At 72.7% G+C, this 14,879-nt stretch carries 13 protein-coding genes; 8 read left to right on the top strand and 5 right to left on the bottom strand.

Annotated elements, in window-relative coordinates; translation table 11 throughout:
* Window positions 1-15: 15 nt before the first annotated feature.
* From Q8R60_17060 to Q8R60_17070, 3 genes are all read left to right on the top strand, one after another.
* Window positions 16-780, top strand: coding sequence for a serine protease (locus tag Q8R60_17060; GenBank protein MDP3714185.1), 765 nt, complete (start codon window positions 16-18; stop codon window positions 778-780).
* A gap of 90 nt (window positions 781-870) precedes the next feature.
* On the top strand, window positions 871-1,044 hold the full coding sequence (locus tag Q8R60_17065) for a hypothetical protein (GenBank protein MDP3714186.1): 174 nt from the start codon (window positions 871-873) through the stop codon (window positions 1,042-1,044).
* Window positions 1,044-1,211 (top strand): hypothetical protein, encoded by a 168-nt coding sequence (locus Q8R60_17070; protein MDP3714187.1) that lies wholly within the window; start codon window positions 1,044-1,046, stop codon window positions 1,209-1,211. Before Q8R60_17065 ends, Q8R60_17070 begins: the two co-directional genes overlap by 1 nt.
* A 54-nt stretch (window positions 1,212-1,265) precedes the next feature.
* Here Q8R60_17070 and Q8R60_17075 read toward each other — a convergent pair whose 3' ends face one another.
* From Q8R60_17075 to Q8R60_17085, 3 genes are all read right to left on the bottom strand, one after another.
* Entirely contained in the window at window positions 1,266-2,183 is a 918-nt protein-coding gene (locus tag Q8R60_17075; GenBank protein ID MDP3714188.1) for a GGDEF domain-containing protein, read from the bottom strand.
* A 154-nt stretch (window positions 2,184-2,337) separates the two neighbouring features.
* Window positions 2,338-3,723, bottom strand: a complete 1,386-nt coding sequence (locus Q8R60_17080) for a nitrate/nitrite transporter (protein ID MDP3714189.1) — start codon at window positions 3,721-3,723, stop codon at window positions 2,338-2,340.
* Between the two features lie 133 nt (window positions 3,724-3,856).
* On the bottom strand, window positions 3,857-4,990 hold the full coding sequence (locus Q8R60_17085; protein ID MDP3714190.1) for a uroporphyrinogen-III synthase: 1,134 nt from the start codon (window positions 4,988-4,990) through the stop codon (window positions 3,857-3,859).
* Between the two features lie 151 nt (window positions 4,991-5,141).
* Here Q8R60_17085 and Q8R60_17090 point away from each other — a divergent pair, with 151 nt between their 5' ends.
* The 5 genes from Q8R60_17090 to Q8R60_17110 are packed head-to-tail and all read left to right on the top strand — an operon-like array spanning window position 5,142 to window position 12,058.
* Complete coding sequence (locus Q8R60_17090) at window positions 5,142-7,217, top strand: molybdopterin oxidoreductase family protein (protein MDP3714191.1); 2,076 nt, start codon at window positions 5,142-5,144, stop codon at window positions 7,215-7,217.
* Window positions 7,214-8,671: an FAD-dependent oxidoreductase gene (locus Q8R60_17095; protein ID MDP3714192.1), complete on the top strand. Its 1,458-nt coding sequence runs from the start codon at window positions 7,214-7,216 to the stop codon at window positions 8,669-8,671. The genes Q8R60_17090 and Q8R60_17095 overlap by 4 nt, the downstream gene beginning before the upstream one ends.
* Window positions 8,668-11,172, top strand: coding sequence for a nitrite reductase large subunit NirB (gene nirB / locus Q8R60_17100; GenBank protein ID MDP3714193.1), 2,505 nt, complete (start codon window positions 8,668-8,670; stop codon window positions 11,170-11,172). The genes Q8R60_17095 and nirB overlap by 4 nt, the downstream gene beginning before the upstream one ends.
* Window positions 11,169-11,513: a nitrite reductase small subunit NirD gene (gene nirD / locus Q8R60_17105; GenBank protein ID MDP3714194.1), complete on the top strand. Its 345-nt coding sequence runs from the start codon at window positions 11,169-11,171 to the stop codon at window positions 11,511-11,513. The genes nirB and nirD overlap by 4 nt, the downstream gene beginning before the upstream one ends.
* Window positions 11,514-11,518: 5 nt before the next feature.
* Window positions 11,519-12,058, top strand: a complete 540-nt coding sequence (locus Q8R60_17110; GenBank protein ID MDP3714195.1) for an NTP transferase domain-containing protein — start codon at window positions 11,519-11,521, stop codon at window positions 12,056-12,058.
* Between the two features lie 212 nt (window positions 12,059-12,270).
* Here the strand turns inward: Q8R60_17110 and Q8R60_17115 are convergent, their stop codons facing one another.
* The gene (locus Q8R60_17115; protein ID MDP3714196.1) at window positions 12,271-13,287 is read right to left on the bottom strand and encodes a hypothetical protein; all 1,017 of its coding nucleotides are present in this window, start codon (window positions 13,285-13,287) and stop codon (window positions 12,271-12,273) included.
* A gap of 50 nt (window positions 13,288-13,337) precedes the next feature.
* Window positions 13,338-13,913, bottom strand: a complete 576-nt coding sequence (locus Q8R60_17120; GenBank protein ID MDP3714197.1) for a hypothetical protein — start codon at window positions 13,911-13,913, stop codon at window positions 13,338-13,340.
* Between the last annotated feature and the right edge of the window lie 966 nt (window positions 13,914-14,879).

Consider the following 14,879-nt stretch of genomic DNA (forward strand, 5'->3'; position numbering starts at 1 on the left):
AACCGGAGGACCCCCGTGCGCACCCGTGCCCTGCTCGTCGCCCTGCCCCTCGTCGCGCTCACCGGTCTGGCCACCGCGCCCGGCGCGCACGCGATCGTCGGCGGCACCACGTCGGCGCCCGGGGCGCACCCCTTCATGGCCTCGCTGCAGGACGCGAGCGGCTTCGCCTTCTGCGGCGGCTCGGTCATCGCGCCGACCTTCGTCCTCACCGCGGCGCACTGCGTGCCCGACGGTGACGCGAGCGGCCTGTCGGTCGTGGTCGGGACCAACAACAACAGCAACGGCTCGGGCACCCGGATCGCGGTGACGCGGGTCAGCGTCCACCCCGACTACGCCGACAGCACCCACGACGTCGCCGTGCTGCAGCTCGCCTCGACCGCGCCCGTCGCGCCGATCGCCCTCGCCGCCACCGGCGACGACACCCTCGAGGCGGACGGCACCACCGTGACCGTCACGGGCTGGGGTGACCAGACGCCGCTCGCCGGTGGTGGCCTGCTGACGTCCTCGACGCTGCGCGAGGTCGACCTGCAGGTGGTCGCCGACGACTCCTTCGAGTGCTCGGCAGACGCCGCCACGGGGATCTGCGCGGCGGCCCTGCTCAAGGACAGCTGCCAGGGCGACAGCGGTGGTCCGCTGTTCGGCACCGTCGGTGGCCGGCGCACCCAGATCGGGGTCGTGTCCTACGGGCTCGGCTGCGGGGTGCCGACCCAGGCGGGCGTCTACAGCGAGGTCAACAACCCTGCGATCCGCGCGTTCATCGCCGGCGTTGCGGGCGTGTGACAGCGCGAGGGCGACACGTCGGGAGCGTTGAGGTTCGCAGCAGCACGTGACAAAGTGCTGCCCCTTACCCCCTCGACGAAGGAGATCCCCGTGCGTCGTACCTCCCTGCTCCTCGCGGCCACCGCCGCGCTGGCGCTGCCGCTGCTCGCCGCCGCTCCGGCCTCGGCCGACCCGGTCGAGCGTCGCTGCTACACCCCGCACGTCGGCGGCTTCGACTCCTACGAGGTCTGCTACTTCCTGCCCGTCATCGAGCTGGAGCCGTGATGCGCCGCGTCGTCCTCGCCGCGGCCGCTCTGGCAGTGATGGGTGGCGGCGTCGCCGCCGCCGCTCCGCCGGAGGTTCCGACGCTGCCCAAGAACTGCCACGAGTGGAACCAGCTGCTCGGGATCCAGAACGTCCGCAGCTGCGACGACCCGCCGCCCGGCCGCTGAGCTGACGCACCACGAGGGCCGCCGATCCCGTCAGGGACCGGCGGCTCTCGTGCGTCAGGAGCTGGTCCGCTCGACCTGCTCGCTGGTCGGGAGGCGCTGCGTCGGGGCGGACACGAGCCAGCTGCTCTCGTCGAAGACGGCGACCCCGGAGCCACGCCGCTTGGCGAGGTACATCGCGGCGTCGGCGCGGCGCAGCAGGTCCTCGACGAGGTCGGTGCCAGTCACCCCGCGGGCCATCCCCACCGAGCAGCCCAGGTGCACCGTCTCGTCGTCCGGCACCTCGATGCGCTGGTTGACGGCGGCGCGCACCCGGGCCGCGGTGTCGGTGAGCCGGCCGACGTGGTCCGGGGACAGGACGACGAACTCGTCACCGCCCAGCCGGTAGACCGACTCGTGGGGCAGCAGCGCCGCGGCCAGCCGGGCGCCGACCTCGCGCAGGACGGCGTCGCCGGCGTCGTGGCCGTAGCGGTCGTTGACCGGCTTGAAGCCGTCGAGGTCGACGTAGCCCACCGCCAGGCGTAGGCCCGGCGACGCGTCGAGGGCCTGGGCGGCCTCGGTGAAAGCGGTGCGGTTCGCCAGCCCGGTGAGCTGGTCGCGGTAGGCAGCCTGGCGGAGCCGACGTTCGGTTTCCGCCGAGACCTGGTCCTCGAACATCGACGGGGTGTTGAGCAGGGCGCCGTAGCGGCGCCGCAGGCTCAGGTAGAGCACGGCGATCCCGGCGCCGAAGACGTCGACCGAGACCGAGTGCCAGGTGCCGAACGTCGCCTTCACCTCACCCCCGCCCTCCCAGACGTGGAGCGCGTGGTGGCCGTGGTGCACAGCGCAACTGAGGAAGATCAGCGATGTCGCGAGGGCCAGCGGGTTGGACCGTAGTTGGCCGGTGCGGACGAGTCCTCTGAAGATCAGCCCGGAGATCACCAGGTAGCAGCCGGTGATGATCACGTTGAGGACGACGGTCGACGTCCACCCCATCGTGTGCTCATTTCGGCTGGTAGGCGCTGTGCGGGTCAGTGCCTCGCGCAGGGGGAGGCCGTCCCAGAGTGAGGCCTTCCTCACCGCTGAGCCAGTGCGGGACGCCAAGATGGTCCGGACTGACCACCCCAAGCCCTCAGAGCTGACCAGCGGCTCAGACGCCTGCGAGCGAACGGGTGGGTCGCAGGTAGACCGTCCAGGTGAGGGCGGCGCAGACGACGTAGAAGGCCATGAAGGCGACGTAGGCCGCATCGGCCGCGCCGGTCTCCAGGAAGGACTGTCGCAGGGCGACGTTGACCAGCACCCCACCGAACGCGCCGACCGCGCCGGCGACGCCGATGAGGGCGCCTGACAGCCGCCGCGCCTCCCGGTCCGCGACGGCAGTGTCGGCACCCTCCGCGACGAGCAGCTGGGCCTTCGACCGGAAGATCGCCGGGATCATCTTGTAGGTCGACCCGTTGCCGATGCCACTGAGGACGAACAGCGTCGTGAAGCCGACGACGAACAGCGGAAGCGACTCCTGCGCGCTGGCCACGAGCACGATCGCCGCCCCGCCGGTCATGGCGATGAAGTTCACGAGCGTCACCGCGGCGCCGCCGAAGCGGTCGGCGAGCAGCCCACCGACGGGCCGGATCAGCGAGCCGAGCAGGGGGCCGAGGAAGGTGAGGTACGCCGCGTCGAGCGGTGTCGGGAAGTCGGCCGCGAACTGCACCAGCAGCACCTGGCCGAAGGCGAAGCCGAAGCCGATGAAGGAGCCGAAGGTGCCGATGTAGAGCACCGACATGACCCAGGCGTGCGGCTCCTTGACCACGTCGCGGACGGCGCGCTTGTCGTTGCGGGCCGAGGTGAGGTTGTCCATCCTCAGCCAGGCCAGGGCTGCTGCGACGACGACCAGGGGCAGGTACGCCGCGACGAGCACGCGCGGGTGCGCCGAGCCGACGGTGGCGAGGACGAGCAGTGCCGCGAGCTGGACCACCGGCACGCCGAGGTTGCCGCCGCCGGCGTTGAGGCCGAGAGCCCGGCCCTTGAGGCGCTCCGGGTAGTAGGCGTTGATGTTGGCCATGGAGCTCGCGAAGTTGCCGCCACCGACGCCACCGACGGCGGCCACGAGAAGCAGCGTCGTGAGCGAGACGCCGGGCTCGAGCACGACCAGGGTGAGGGTGAGCGGGACGACGAGCAGCAGGGCGCTGACGACGGTCCAGTTGCGACCGCCGAAGGTCGCCACCGCGAACGTGTAGGGCAGCCGCAGCACGGCACCGACCAGGGCGGGGACGGTGGTGAGCAGGAACTTGTCCTCGGGGGCGAAGCCGTAGGCGGGCCCGAGGAAGAGCACGAGGACCGACCACATCGTCCAGACCGAGAAGCCTATGTGCTCGGACAGGATCGAGAAGACCAGGTTGCGGCGGGCGACGGCCTTGCCGGTGGACTCCCAGAACTGCGGGTCCTCGGGCCGCCAGTCGTCGATCCAGCGCGGCCGCGCAGCGGGGGTGGTGGCGGCGGGGGTGCCCTGCTCGGGGGTGCGCTGGTCGAGCGTGGTCATGCGGCTCTCCTTGCGTCCGGGGGTGCTGTCGCGGCGGACGCTAGGGACGCGTCGTCTCCGGCTCGTTGCCGGATCGGGACCGCTCCGGTCACATCTCGCGCACGTCGCCCGGACCGCCCTGTGAGGTCGCCGGTCAGTCGGGACCGGCCAGCCGGTAGCCGCGCTTGACGACGGTCTGCACCGCACAACCCGCCGGTCCGAGAGCGGTACGCAGCCGGGCGACCGTCATCTCGACGGCGTGCTCGTCGGCGAGCGAGTCCGGCCAGGCTGCCTTGAGCAGCTCCGGGCGCGACAGCACCCGACCGCCGCTGTCGACGAGGGCAGCGAGCACGCGGGCCTGCTGGGTCGTGAGGGCGACGCAGGCACCGTCGACGAGGACGTCGTGACCGCGCAGCTCGAGCCGGTGACCAGCGGCGTCGACCGAGCGGGTGCGACGGGCGGGCAGCTGCTCCACGACGGTGCGCACGAGCGCACCGAGTCGGGCGCGCTCCGGCTGGACGGTCGCGACATCGAGCCGCTCGAGCGGTGCCGCGGTCACGGGACCGACGCAGGCGGCGAGCGCCGGTCCGCGCAGGGCGGACAGGACCGCGTCGGTGCGACCGGTCTCCTCGGCGAGGCGCAGCAGCGACAGCACGGCCGGCGCGCTGGTGAAGGTGACGCAGTCGACCTGCCCGCTCGCGAGCTGCTCCACGAGTCGGCGCAGCGGCCGCAGGTCCTCCGCGGGGACCCAGCGGTAGACGGGCACCTCGACCACGGTGGCGCCGGCCGCCCGCAGCGCCGCGCAGAACTCCGGCAGCGGCTCGCCGTGCAGCTGCACCGCGACCGTGCGGCCGTCGACTCCCTCGGCCAGCAGCCGGGCGAGCACCTCGTCGGAGGCCTCCGACGGCGGGGACCAGGCCTCGGCGAGACCGGCGGCTCGGACCGCGCCCTTGGCCTTGGGTCCGCGCACGAGCAGCTCGCAGCGCGCGAACCGGTCTCGCAGCGACTCCCCGAGCCCCCAGCCGTCGGCGGCCTCCATCCAGCCACGGAAGCCGATGCCGGTCGTCGCGACGACCACGTCCGGGGGGTCGGCGACGCAGGCCTTCGTCGCGGCGTGCAGCTCGTCGTCGTCGTGGGTCGGGATGATCCGGATCGCCGGCGCCTCGACCACCCGGGCGCCGCGGCGCTCGAGCAGCGAGGTGAGCTCCTCGCGCCGTCGGGCAGCGGTCACCGCGACGGTGAAGCCCGCCAGCGGGGTCTCACTGACGGGGGGCCCGGTCGAGGTCACGCGCCCACCGTGCCCGCCTGCCGTTACGGCGCTGTTTCCGTGAGGTGCCACCGAGCGGTGCACACCGTGAGGTGCGCGACATGAGCACCTCGTCACCTGCGCGTCACACGGGGGACACGGTCGCGGAACGCCGGACCCCGACGGTCGAGTCGTGCCCCCGACCGCCACCCACTGCCCGTACTGCGCCCTGCAGTGCGCGATGACGCTCACGCCGACCTCCGGTGGTGCGGACGTCGAGGGCCGCGACTTCCCGACCAACCGGGGCGGTCTGTGCCGCAAGGGCTGGACCTCGGCCGCGCTCCTTCGCAGCCCGCAGCGCCTGACCACGCCGCTGGTCCGCGACCACCGGCTGGGGCCGCTGCGCGAGGCCACCTGGGACGAGGCGCTCGACCGGGCGGCCGCGGCGCTCCAGGCCGCCCAGGCGGCGCACGGGCGCGACGCGGTCGCGGTCTTCGGTGGCGGCGGCCTCACCAACGAGAAGGCCTACCAGCTCGGGAAGTTCGCTCGCGTCGCCCTGCGCACCAGCCAGGTCGACTACAACGGCCGCTTCTGCATGTCGTCGGCAGCCGCCGGCGGCACCCGCGCCTTCGGGATCGACCGCGGTCTGCCCTTCCCGCTCACCGACATCGGCGAGACCGGCGCAGTGCTGCTCGTCGGCAGCAATGCCGCGGAGACCATGCCGCCCTTCGTCCAGCACCTCGCGCGCATGCAGTCAGCGGGCGGGGCGCTGGTCGTCGTCGACCCCCGTCGCACGCCGACGGCCGCCGCGGCCACGCTGCACCTGCAGCCCCAGCCCGGTACCGACCTCGCGCTCGCCAACGGGCTGCTCTTCCTCGCGATCGAGGAGGGCCTGGTCGACGACGAGTACGTCGCGACGCGCACGTCCGGCTTCGAGGAGGTCCGCCGCGCCGTGGCCGCCTGGTGGCCGGCCCGGGTGGAGCAGGTCACCGGTGTCAGCGAGCCCGACCTGCGCCGCGCCGTCCGCCTGCTGGGCGACGCGCCCAGCGCGATGGTCCTGTCCGCCCGCGGGGCCGAGCAGCACGCCCACGGCGTCGACACCGTCCTCGCGCTCACCAACCTCGCGCTCGCGCTGGGGCTGCCCGGCCGTCCCTTCTCCGGCTGGGGCTGCCTCACCGGTCAGGGCAACGGTCAGGGCGGTCGCGAGCACGGGCAGAAGGCCGACCAGCTCCCCGGCTACCGCTCCATCAGCGACCCGGCCGCCCGCGCCCACGTGGCCTCCGTCTGGGGCGTCGACCCCGACGACCTGCCCGGCCCAGGGCGGTCGGCGTACGAGCTGCTCGACGCCCTCGGCGACGGGGGCGGTCCCCGGGCGCTGCTGCTGCTCGGCTCCAACCCCGTCGTGTCGGCGCCCAACGCGCGCCACGTCACGGCACGGCTGCGCTCGCTCGACGCGCTGGTCGTCGCCGACCTCGTCCTGTCGGAGACCGCGGCGATCGCCGACGTGGTGCTGCCCACCGCGCAGTGGGCCGAGGAGGACGGCACGATGACGAGCATCGAGGGGCGGGTGCTGCGTCGCCGGCGCGCGATGGCTCCACCGGTGGGAGTGCGGACCGACCTCGAGGTGCTGCACGGGCTGGCGGTCCGGCTCGGTTGCGGCGACAGCTTCCCGTCCGACCCGGCGGTGGTCTTCGGCGAGCTGCGGCGGGCCTCGGCCGGCGGACCGGCCGACTACGCGGGGGTCACCTGGGAGCGGCTCGACGCGGGCGAGGCGCTCTACTGGCCGTGCCCGTCGGAGGACCATCCCGGGACGCCCAGGCTGTTCGCCGACGCCTTCGCCACCCCCGACGGGCTGGCCCGCTTCCACGCGGTCGACCAGCCGCCGACTGCCGAGCCGCTGTCTGAGGCCTTCCCGGTGCACCTGACCACAGGCCGGGTCGCTCAGCAGTACCAGAGCGGTGCGCAGACCCGGCGGATCGGCGAGCTCGACGACCGCGCCTTCGTCGAGCTGCACCCGCACCTCGCGGAGCGGCTCTCGGTCCTCGACGGGGAGCGGGTGAAGGTCACGACCCGGCGGGGCGAGGCCTGGCTGCGTGCGCGCGTGACCGACACGGTGCGCCCCGACACGGTCTTCGTGCCGTTCCACTTCGCGGGCAAGCAGCGGGCCAACAGCCTGACCAGCGACGCGCTGGACCCGATCAGCCGGATGCCGGCCTTCAAGGTCTGCGCCGCCCGGGTGGACCGGGTCACCAGCGGAGCCGTCCGATGACCCGCCGGATCGTCGTCGTCGGCAACGGCATGGCGGGGGCCCGCGTCGTCGACGACCTGCTGCGCCGCGACCCCACCTTGGCGGTCACGGTGCTGGGCGAGGAGGAGCAGCCGGCCTACAACCGGATCCTGCTGTCCGACGTCCTCGCCGGGAAGCGCAGGCACTCCGACATCGTCCTGCGCAGCGCTGCCGGTCCGGTGCGCCACCTCGGGGTCCGCGTGGAGCGCATCGACCGCGGCGCGCAGACCGTGCACGGCTCCGACGGCAGCGCCTTCGCCTACGACGCTCTCGTGCTTGCCACCGGCAGCACCGCGGTGGTGCCGCCGGTGCACGGCATCGCCGGCCCGAGCGGGCGGTTGCTGCCCGGCGTGCACGTCTTCCGCACCGTTGAGGACTGCGCGGCGATCGCACGCGAGGCCCGCAAGGCCACGAGGGCGGTCGTCGTCGGTGGCGGGCTGCTCGGTCTCGAGGCCGCCCGCGGGCTGCTCGAGCACGGTCTGTCCGTCGACGTCGTGCACGGCCCCGACCGCCTGATGGACCTGCAGCTCGACGCGGTCGGCGGGGCTGTCCTGCGTCGGGCTGTCGAGGCGCTCGGCGTGGGGGTCCACCTCGGCTCCTTCGCGAGCGCCGTGCTCGGCACCCGGTGCGTCACGGGGATCGGGTTGGCCGACGGTCGCACCGTCGACGGTGACCTCGTGGTCCTCGCCTGCGGGGTGCGGCCCCAGGTCGCCCTCGCCCGCGACGCCGGTCTCGAGGTCGACAGAGGCGTCCTTGTCGACGACGAGCTGCGGACCTCCGACCCGCACGTGCACGCCATCGGCGAGTGCGCGCAGCACCGCGGCACCGTCTACGGCCTCGTCGCGCCGGCGTGGGAGCAGGCGGCCGTGCTGGCGGACGTGATCACCGGCGGGCAGGCGCGCTACACCGGCTCACGCACGACGACGCGTCTCAAGGCGATGGGCCTCGACGTCGCGGCGATGGGCGACACCGCGCCGGACCTCGCGGACTGCGAGGACGGGCTCGAGGTGCTGCAGTGGGCCGACCCTGCGCGACACGTCTACAAGAAGCTCGTCGTGCGCGACGGCGTCGTCACCGGCGCGATCCTGCTCGGCGACCTGTCGACCGTCGGCCCAGTGACGCAGGCCTTCGACCGCGCGACGCCGCTGCCGGCCGACCGGATGCACCTGCTCTTCACCGGCCTCGGCGCGACCGTGGCGCCCGACCCCGAGGACCTCGACGACGGCGCTGTCGTCTGCACCTGCAACGCCGTGACCGCGGGCGCCCTACGCGCCTGCGCCGAGGGCGGCTGCCGCACCGTCGCCGACGCCGCCGACGCGACCCGCGCCACCACCGGCTGCGGCACCTGCAGCCCGGTCGTGGCCGCCCTGCTGGCCTCCCGCCAGCCCGTGTCCGATCCTGCCCCCGCGCCCGTCCCGCTGAGGAGCACCGCATGACCAAGACCCTCGTCGTCGTCGGCCACGGGATGGTCGCGCACCGGCTGCTCGACGCCGCTGTCGCGCGCGGACTGCTCGACACCTGGGACGTCGTCGTGCACGCCGAGGAGGACGTGGTCGCCTACGACCGGGTCGCGCTGTCGTCGTGGTTCGGGGGCACGACCAGCGCCGAGCTGTCGCTGGTCCCCGACGGCTTCTTCGATCGGCCCGAGCTCGACCTGCGGCTCGGTGACCCGGTGGTCGCGATCGACCCGCTCACCCGGACCGTGACGGCGGCGAGCGGTCTCGTCACGCCGTACGACGCCCTCGTCCTCGCCACCGGCTCGACGCCGTTCGTGCCGCCCGTGCCGGGGATGACGGGGCCGGGACGCTTCGTCTACCGCACCCTCGACGACCTCGTCGCGATCCGCGACGCGGCGGCCGGTGCCCGTCGGGGCGCGGTCGTCGGCGGCGGCCTGCTCGGGCTCGAGGCGGCCCACGCGCTGCTGCAGCTGGGCCTCGAGACGACGGTCGTGGAGTTCGCGCCTCGCCTCATGCCGCTGCAGGTCGACGAGGGCGGTGGGCAGGTGCTGGCGCGTCTCGTCGGCGACCTCGGGGTGCGGACCCGGCTGTCGGCGTCGACCACGGAGGTGCTCGAGACCGGCGACGGGCTGCGGATGGTCTTCGCCGAGGGAGAGCCGCTCGACGTCGACGTGGTCGTGGTGTCGGCAGGAATCAGGCCGCGCGACGAGCTGGCCCGTCAGGCCGGACTCGAGGTGGCCGAGCGTGGCGGGGTGCTCGTCGACGAGGCCTGCCTCACCAGCGCCCCGGACGTCTACGCCGTCGGGGAGTGCGCGTCGGCCGCCGGTCGCTGCTGGGGCCTCGTGGCTCCCGGCTACGCGCAGGCCGAGGTCGTCGTCGACCGGCTGCTCGGCGGGTCGGCGACCTTCACCGGCGGTGACCTGTCGACCAAGCTCAAGCTGCTCGGCGTCGACGTCGCGAGCTTCGGCGAGGCCCACGGGGCTCCCGGTGCGCTCGAGGTCGTGCACCACGACCCGGTCGGTGGGACCTACGGCAAGCTCGTCGTCAGCGACGACGCGTCCACCCTGCTGGGCGGGGTGCTCGTCGGAGACGCCTCGGCCTACTCAGTGCTGCGGCCGCTGCTCGGCGGCCCCCTGCCGGCTCCCCCGTCGGAGCTGCTGCTCGGCGTCCGGGCAGCCGACGGCGACCTGCCCGACTCGGCGCAGGTCTGCACCTGCAACGCCGTGACCAAGGGCGAGGTCGTCGCGGCGGTCGCCGAGCACGGCTGCACCGACGTCGCCGCCGTCAAGACCTGCACCGGCGCGGGGACGTCGTGCGGGTCGTGCGTCGGTCTGGTGAAGACGCTGGTCGAGAGCGAGCTCACGCGCCGGGGCGTCGCGGTCAGCAAGGCGATCTGCGAGCACTTCGACCTGTCGCGTCGCGAGGTCTTCGAGGTCTGCCGGGTCAAGGGGATCCGCACCTGGTCGCGGCTGCTCGCCGAGCACGGTCGGGGTCTCGGCTGCGACATCTGCAAGCCGGTCGCGGCGTCGGTGCTCGCGTCGCTCGGCAACGAGCACGTCTTGGACGGCGAGCGCGGCGCGCTGCAGGACACCAACGACCACATGCTCGCCAACCTGCAGAAGGACGGCAGCTACTCCGTCGTGCCGCGGCTGCCGGGCGGTGAGGTCACGCCCGACCAGCTGCTCGCGATCGCGTCGGTGGCGAAGGACTTCGACCTCTACACGAAGATCACCGGCGGTCAGCGCATCGATCTGTTCGGTGCCCGGGTCGAGCAGCTGCCGCTGATCTGGCAGCGCCTCGTCGACGCGGGCCTGGAGAGCGGTCACGCCTACGGCAAGTCGCTGCGCACCGTGAAGTCCTGCGTCGGGGAGGCCTGGTGCCGCTACGGCGTGCAGGACTCCACGTCGCTCGCGGTCGCTCTGGAGCTGCGCTACCGCGGGCTGCGCTCGCCGCACAAGCTCAAGATGGCGGTGTCGGGCTGCGCCCGCGAGTGCGCCGAGGCGCGGTCCAAGGACGTCGGCGTCATCGCCACCGAGAACGGCTGGAACCTCTACGTCGGGGGCAACGGCGGCTACCGCCCGCGCCACGCCGACCTGCTGCTCACCGACGTCGACACCGAGACGCTGGTCCGCACGATCGACCGCTTCCTCATGCTCTACGTCTTCACCGCCGAGCGCCTGCAGCGCACCGCGCCGTGGCTCGAGGCCACCGGGCTCGACCACGTCCGCGAGGTCGTGGTGGACGACTCCCTCGGGCTGTGCGCCGAGCTCGACGCCGCGATGGCCCGTCACGTCGACACCTACAGCGACGAGTGGGCCGACACCCTCGCCGACCCGGTGCGGCTCGAGCGCTTCACGTCCTTCGTCAACGCGCCCGACGTCGCCGACCCGTCGATCGTCTTCACCCGCGAACGCGGTCAGATCCGTCCCGCCGGTCCGGTGCTCGTCGCCGGCCCCGTCCTGCAGGTGGTGCCCTCATGAGCTGGACCCCGGTCTGCGCGCTGTCGCGACTGCCCTTCGAACGCGGGGTCGCGGCCCTCGTCGACGGCCATCAGGTCGCGGTCTTCCGCGTCGGTGACGTCGTGCACGCCGTCGACAACCGCGACCCCGCGACCGGCGCGATGGTGATGTCCCGCGGCCTCGTCGGCTCGCGCGGCGACCACGTCACCGTCGCCTCGCCGCTGCACAAGCAGGTCTACGACCTCGCGACCGGTCGCTGCCTGGACGACGACTCGCTCGCCCTCGCGGTCCACGAGGTGCAGCTGCTCGACGGCGCGCTGTCGGTCCGGCTCGGCGCCGCCGCGCTGGACGCGGCAGTCTGAGGGGCATGACCCCGGCGTACGACGCAGTCGTCCTCTGCGGCGGGAGTGCCCGCCGGCTCGGGGGGGTCGACAAACCGGGGCTCGTGGTGGGCGGGCGCCCGATGCTCGACACCGTTCTGCTCGCGGTCGCCTCCGCGACGGTGCGGGTCTGCGTGGGCGCCGTCCGGCCGGTGGCCGGCCCGGTGGTGTGGTGCCAGGAGGACCCGCCCGGGTCCGGTCCGGTGGCCGGCCTGACCGCGGCGCTTCCGCTGGTGGCCGCCGAGCTGGTGGTGCTGCTTGCCGCCGACCTGCCGCTGCTCACCCCCGCTGCGGTCGACGCACTGGTCGACTCCGGTCCGGGCACGGTCGTCGTCGACGACGACGGGCGGGAGCAGTGGCTGTTCGGCTGCTGGACGACGTCGTCGCTCCGGGCCGCGGTCGGAGCGGGGTCGTCGCGGCTGGGCGAGGTCCTGCGGCCGTTGGTGACGCTGCGGCTCGCCCTGCCGGACCGCCCGTGGTTCGACGTGGACTCCGAGGCAGACCGTCGAGCGGTCGGACCGGTCTGACGTACGGAGGCACCCTCGCTTCCAGCTCCTCGGCGTCGCGGCCGTCTCCGCGCAGCAGCCGTCGTACCTCCCCTGACGTCCAGGCGATGCGCCTCGCTCTGCCCGTCAGGACCGCAGCACGCGCTCAGCGGCATGAGCGGACGTTCGCATCGACGGGTAGCGACGCTTCTTCGCGGTTCAGGTCTTCGCGCTGCGCCGAGTCGTGGCGGGATTCACGGTGTACTACCCGTCGCGGCCTGCGCAACGGTCATGGCTGCGGCCAAGACGCGGTCGGCCGTCTGCCTGTCCACGCTGATTCGGGTTCGGAGCTTGGCCGCAGCGGCGGGGACCGCGGCGATGTAGCGCTCGTCGATGACGCCGTTGTTGTGGACGAGGATGTGCCTGACGGCCATTCCTTCCAGACAGGTTGTCCAGGCGTCGCCGGCGACGCCCGCGAGGTCTAGCCCGAGGTGCTCCTGGTATAGGGCAGACGCATCTCCCAGGCGCTGGAACACGTTGCCACGACCTTTCACCAGGCAGGCGGCGTCGGGTGTTCGGGCGAGGAACTCGTCGCGGAGCAGAGTCTCCAGGGCACCGAACGTGTCCTTGACCGACGTCTCGTAGGTCCGTGTGATGACGCCGGTCGCGTCGTACTCGGCGCGCTTCTCGCTCGGGAGTTCGTCGAACAGGCTCAGTGCCCGTCTCTGGATCTCCATCAGCTCGGCAAACTGCTCGTGCGGCGCGGTGTCCCCGCAGCGGGGGCAGTACACGGCGAGCCCGAAGACCGCGTAGGTGAGGCCGCACGCTTCGTGCGTCATGGTCCGCCGCGCCTCGGGGACGTCGTAGTTGTGGAGCGGTCCCAGTCGCCGGCGTGGCGTACGGCTGCTAGTCACCTTTACGAACTTGTTGCCGCGGAAGCTTCGGTCGAACTTGCGGAACATATCGTCGATCGCGTTGTCGATGTAGGCGGTCGCGGCCGCTTCCGCGGCGGAGTCCAGCCGTCGACGCTCGTCCTCGGTGAAGAAGGCGCGGCCTTCGGCGCGGTGCCCGCAGCAAGGGCAGGACATGGTGTCGGAGTCGTCGCTATCCAGGAACGCCTGCGGTACTCCGAACTCGTGCTCGGGTACCTCTGGACATCTGAGCGGGAACATCCCGTCGGGGCCTAAGGGCAGGCCGAGCTCGACGGTGAAGCCGCTGGGGGTGTGTGAGGTGACCTTCATGCCGTCCGGCAGCCGGCCGTGCCACTTCACAGGTGTCTCCCTCGTCCAGGTGCGCGTCGTTGTGGTCCAGGCGGCATGTGTCAGTACCCACCGAACATGCGGCTCACGGCCTGCCCGACGCTGATGCTTCCTGTTCCGTAATGGGCAGGCGGTTTCGACAGTGACGGCAGGGCGCCTCGTTCGCGGGGTTCGAACAGCTTGAACCGCTGGCCGGGTGCGCAGACCTTCGCGAGGCGGTCCTGCTCGGACCGGCTCGCGATCACGACGAGCAGTCCGGCGAGACGGTCTCGGACGGCCTTGTCGGCGCTGACGCGGGAGGCGACTGGGCAGATGACGGCGAACGCGTCGCCGCCTGCGAACACGGGTACGCCCATCGCCCAGTCCGGGTCGCGGTCCTCGTCGTAGGCGCGCGCTGGTTGTCCGGTGCTGCGCTTGGCGAAGCTGACGGTGAGGGGGATCAGCTTCTGCTGACGGTCTATCAGCGCTTCGATGGCCCGTTCGTGTGCTCGCGCTCCCTCCTCCTCCCGGTCGGCCCAGACCTCGTGTCGCTCGCGGGCCTCGACATGCCGCTGTTCGGTCTCGAGGTGCGCCTTGGCGGTCCAGACGGTCCGCCCGTCGGAGGCCGGGGCTGCGGTGTGTTGCCAGCTGAGCCGCATCCGTACGGGGCGGACGCGGTCAGCGCACACGGCCGCGACGAACGACTCGAGGGTGAGTGTGTTCGGTGGAGTCCAGGCTCCGTGCCCGGGGCAGGGCGCCTTGACTGGGAACTCGTGGCAGCGGCTGGGGTCTGGGCACAGCGAGCCGCTGAACGTGCTGGCGCCGTCGGTGACGGTCAGAGACCCGGAGACCTCGTGCCGAGCGACCCGGACGCTCGGCACGTGACGGAGCCACAGCGCGTCCTTGTCGCTGACCCAGCAGACCTCGACCTGGTCGACTGCCATGCGTCGGGTCCTCTCCTGCAGGTCTTCGATGCTCGAGTAGGCGAGCTGCGCCTCCCACGCGATCCGCCGCTGACCGTCGGGGCTGGTCCCGAGGACGTCCGCGCGCCAGCCGTTTCCGGGGACTTCGAGGTCCGCGGTCCAGCCTGCGGCTCGAAGAGCAGCTGCGAGTTCGCTCTTGAGCAGCCGGTGGTCGGGGCTCTCACCGTTGAGGGGGCAGTCGGACTGTTCGCTGTTGTGGGCGAAAAAGCGCAGTCCGCGCGGGCTGACCTTGGCGTGAACGGTGTGTTCGCAGCCGCGGCAGACGAGCCCGATGGGGCTGGGTGGCTTGTGGACGACCTCCCATGCCAGGTCGGCTCCTAGGTCGGGCAGCGTCGCATCGAGGGCGCCCGCGTCCGGGTGCGTTGCTGTCATGGGCACGCCCGTCAGTGTGCCGGGTGGGCGCGACAGTTCAGGCAGGCTTCCCGTGAGTCCGGTGGCACGGCTTCCCGAGCTGATCCTTCAGGGCGCTTGGACGTCACTCGGCGTGTGGTGGCCCTGCCGGTGGGCGTGTCAGATCGTCTGTGTAAGTCGCTGAGGTCCGACGCTGGGGCTGACGCCTCGGACAGGAGACTGCACGATGAAGGCACCGACGCTTGCGAAGGCCGCTGTGACCACCTCGGACGACGACATCTCGAACGGCGG

The organism is Mycobacteriales bacterium (assembly GCA_030697205.1).
Lineage (GTDB): Bacteria > Actinomycetota > Actinomycetes > Mycobacteriales > SCTD01 > JAUYQP01.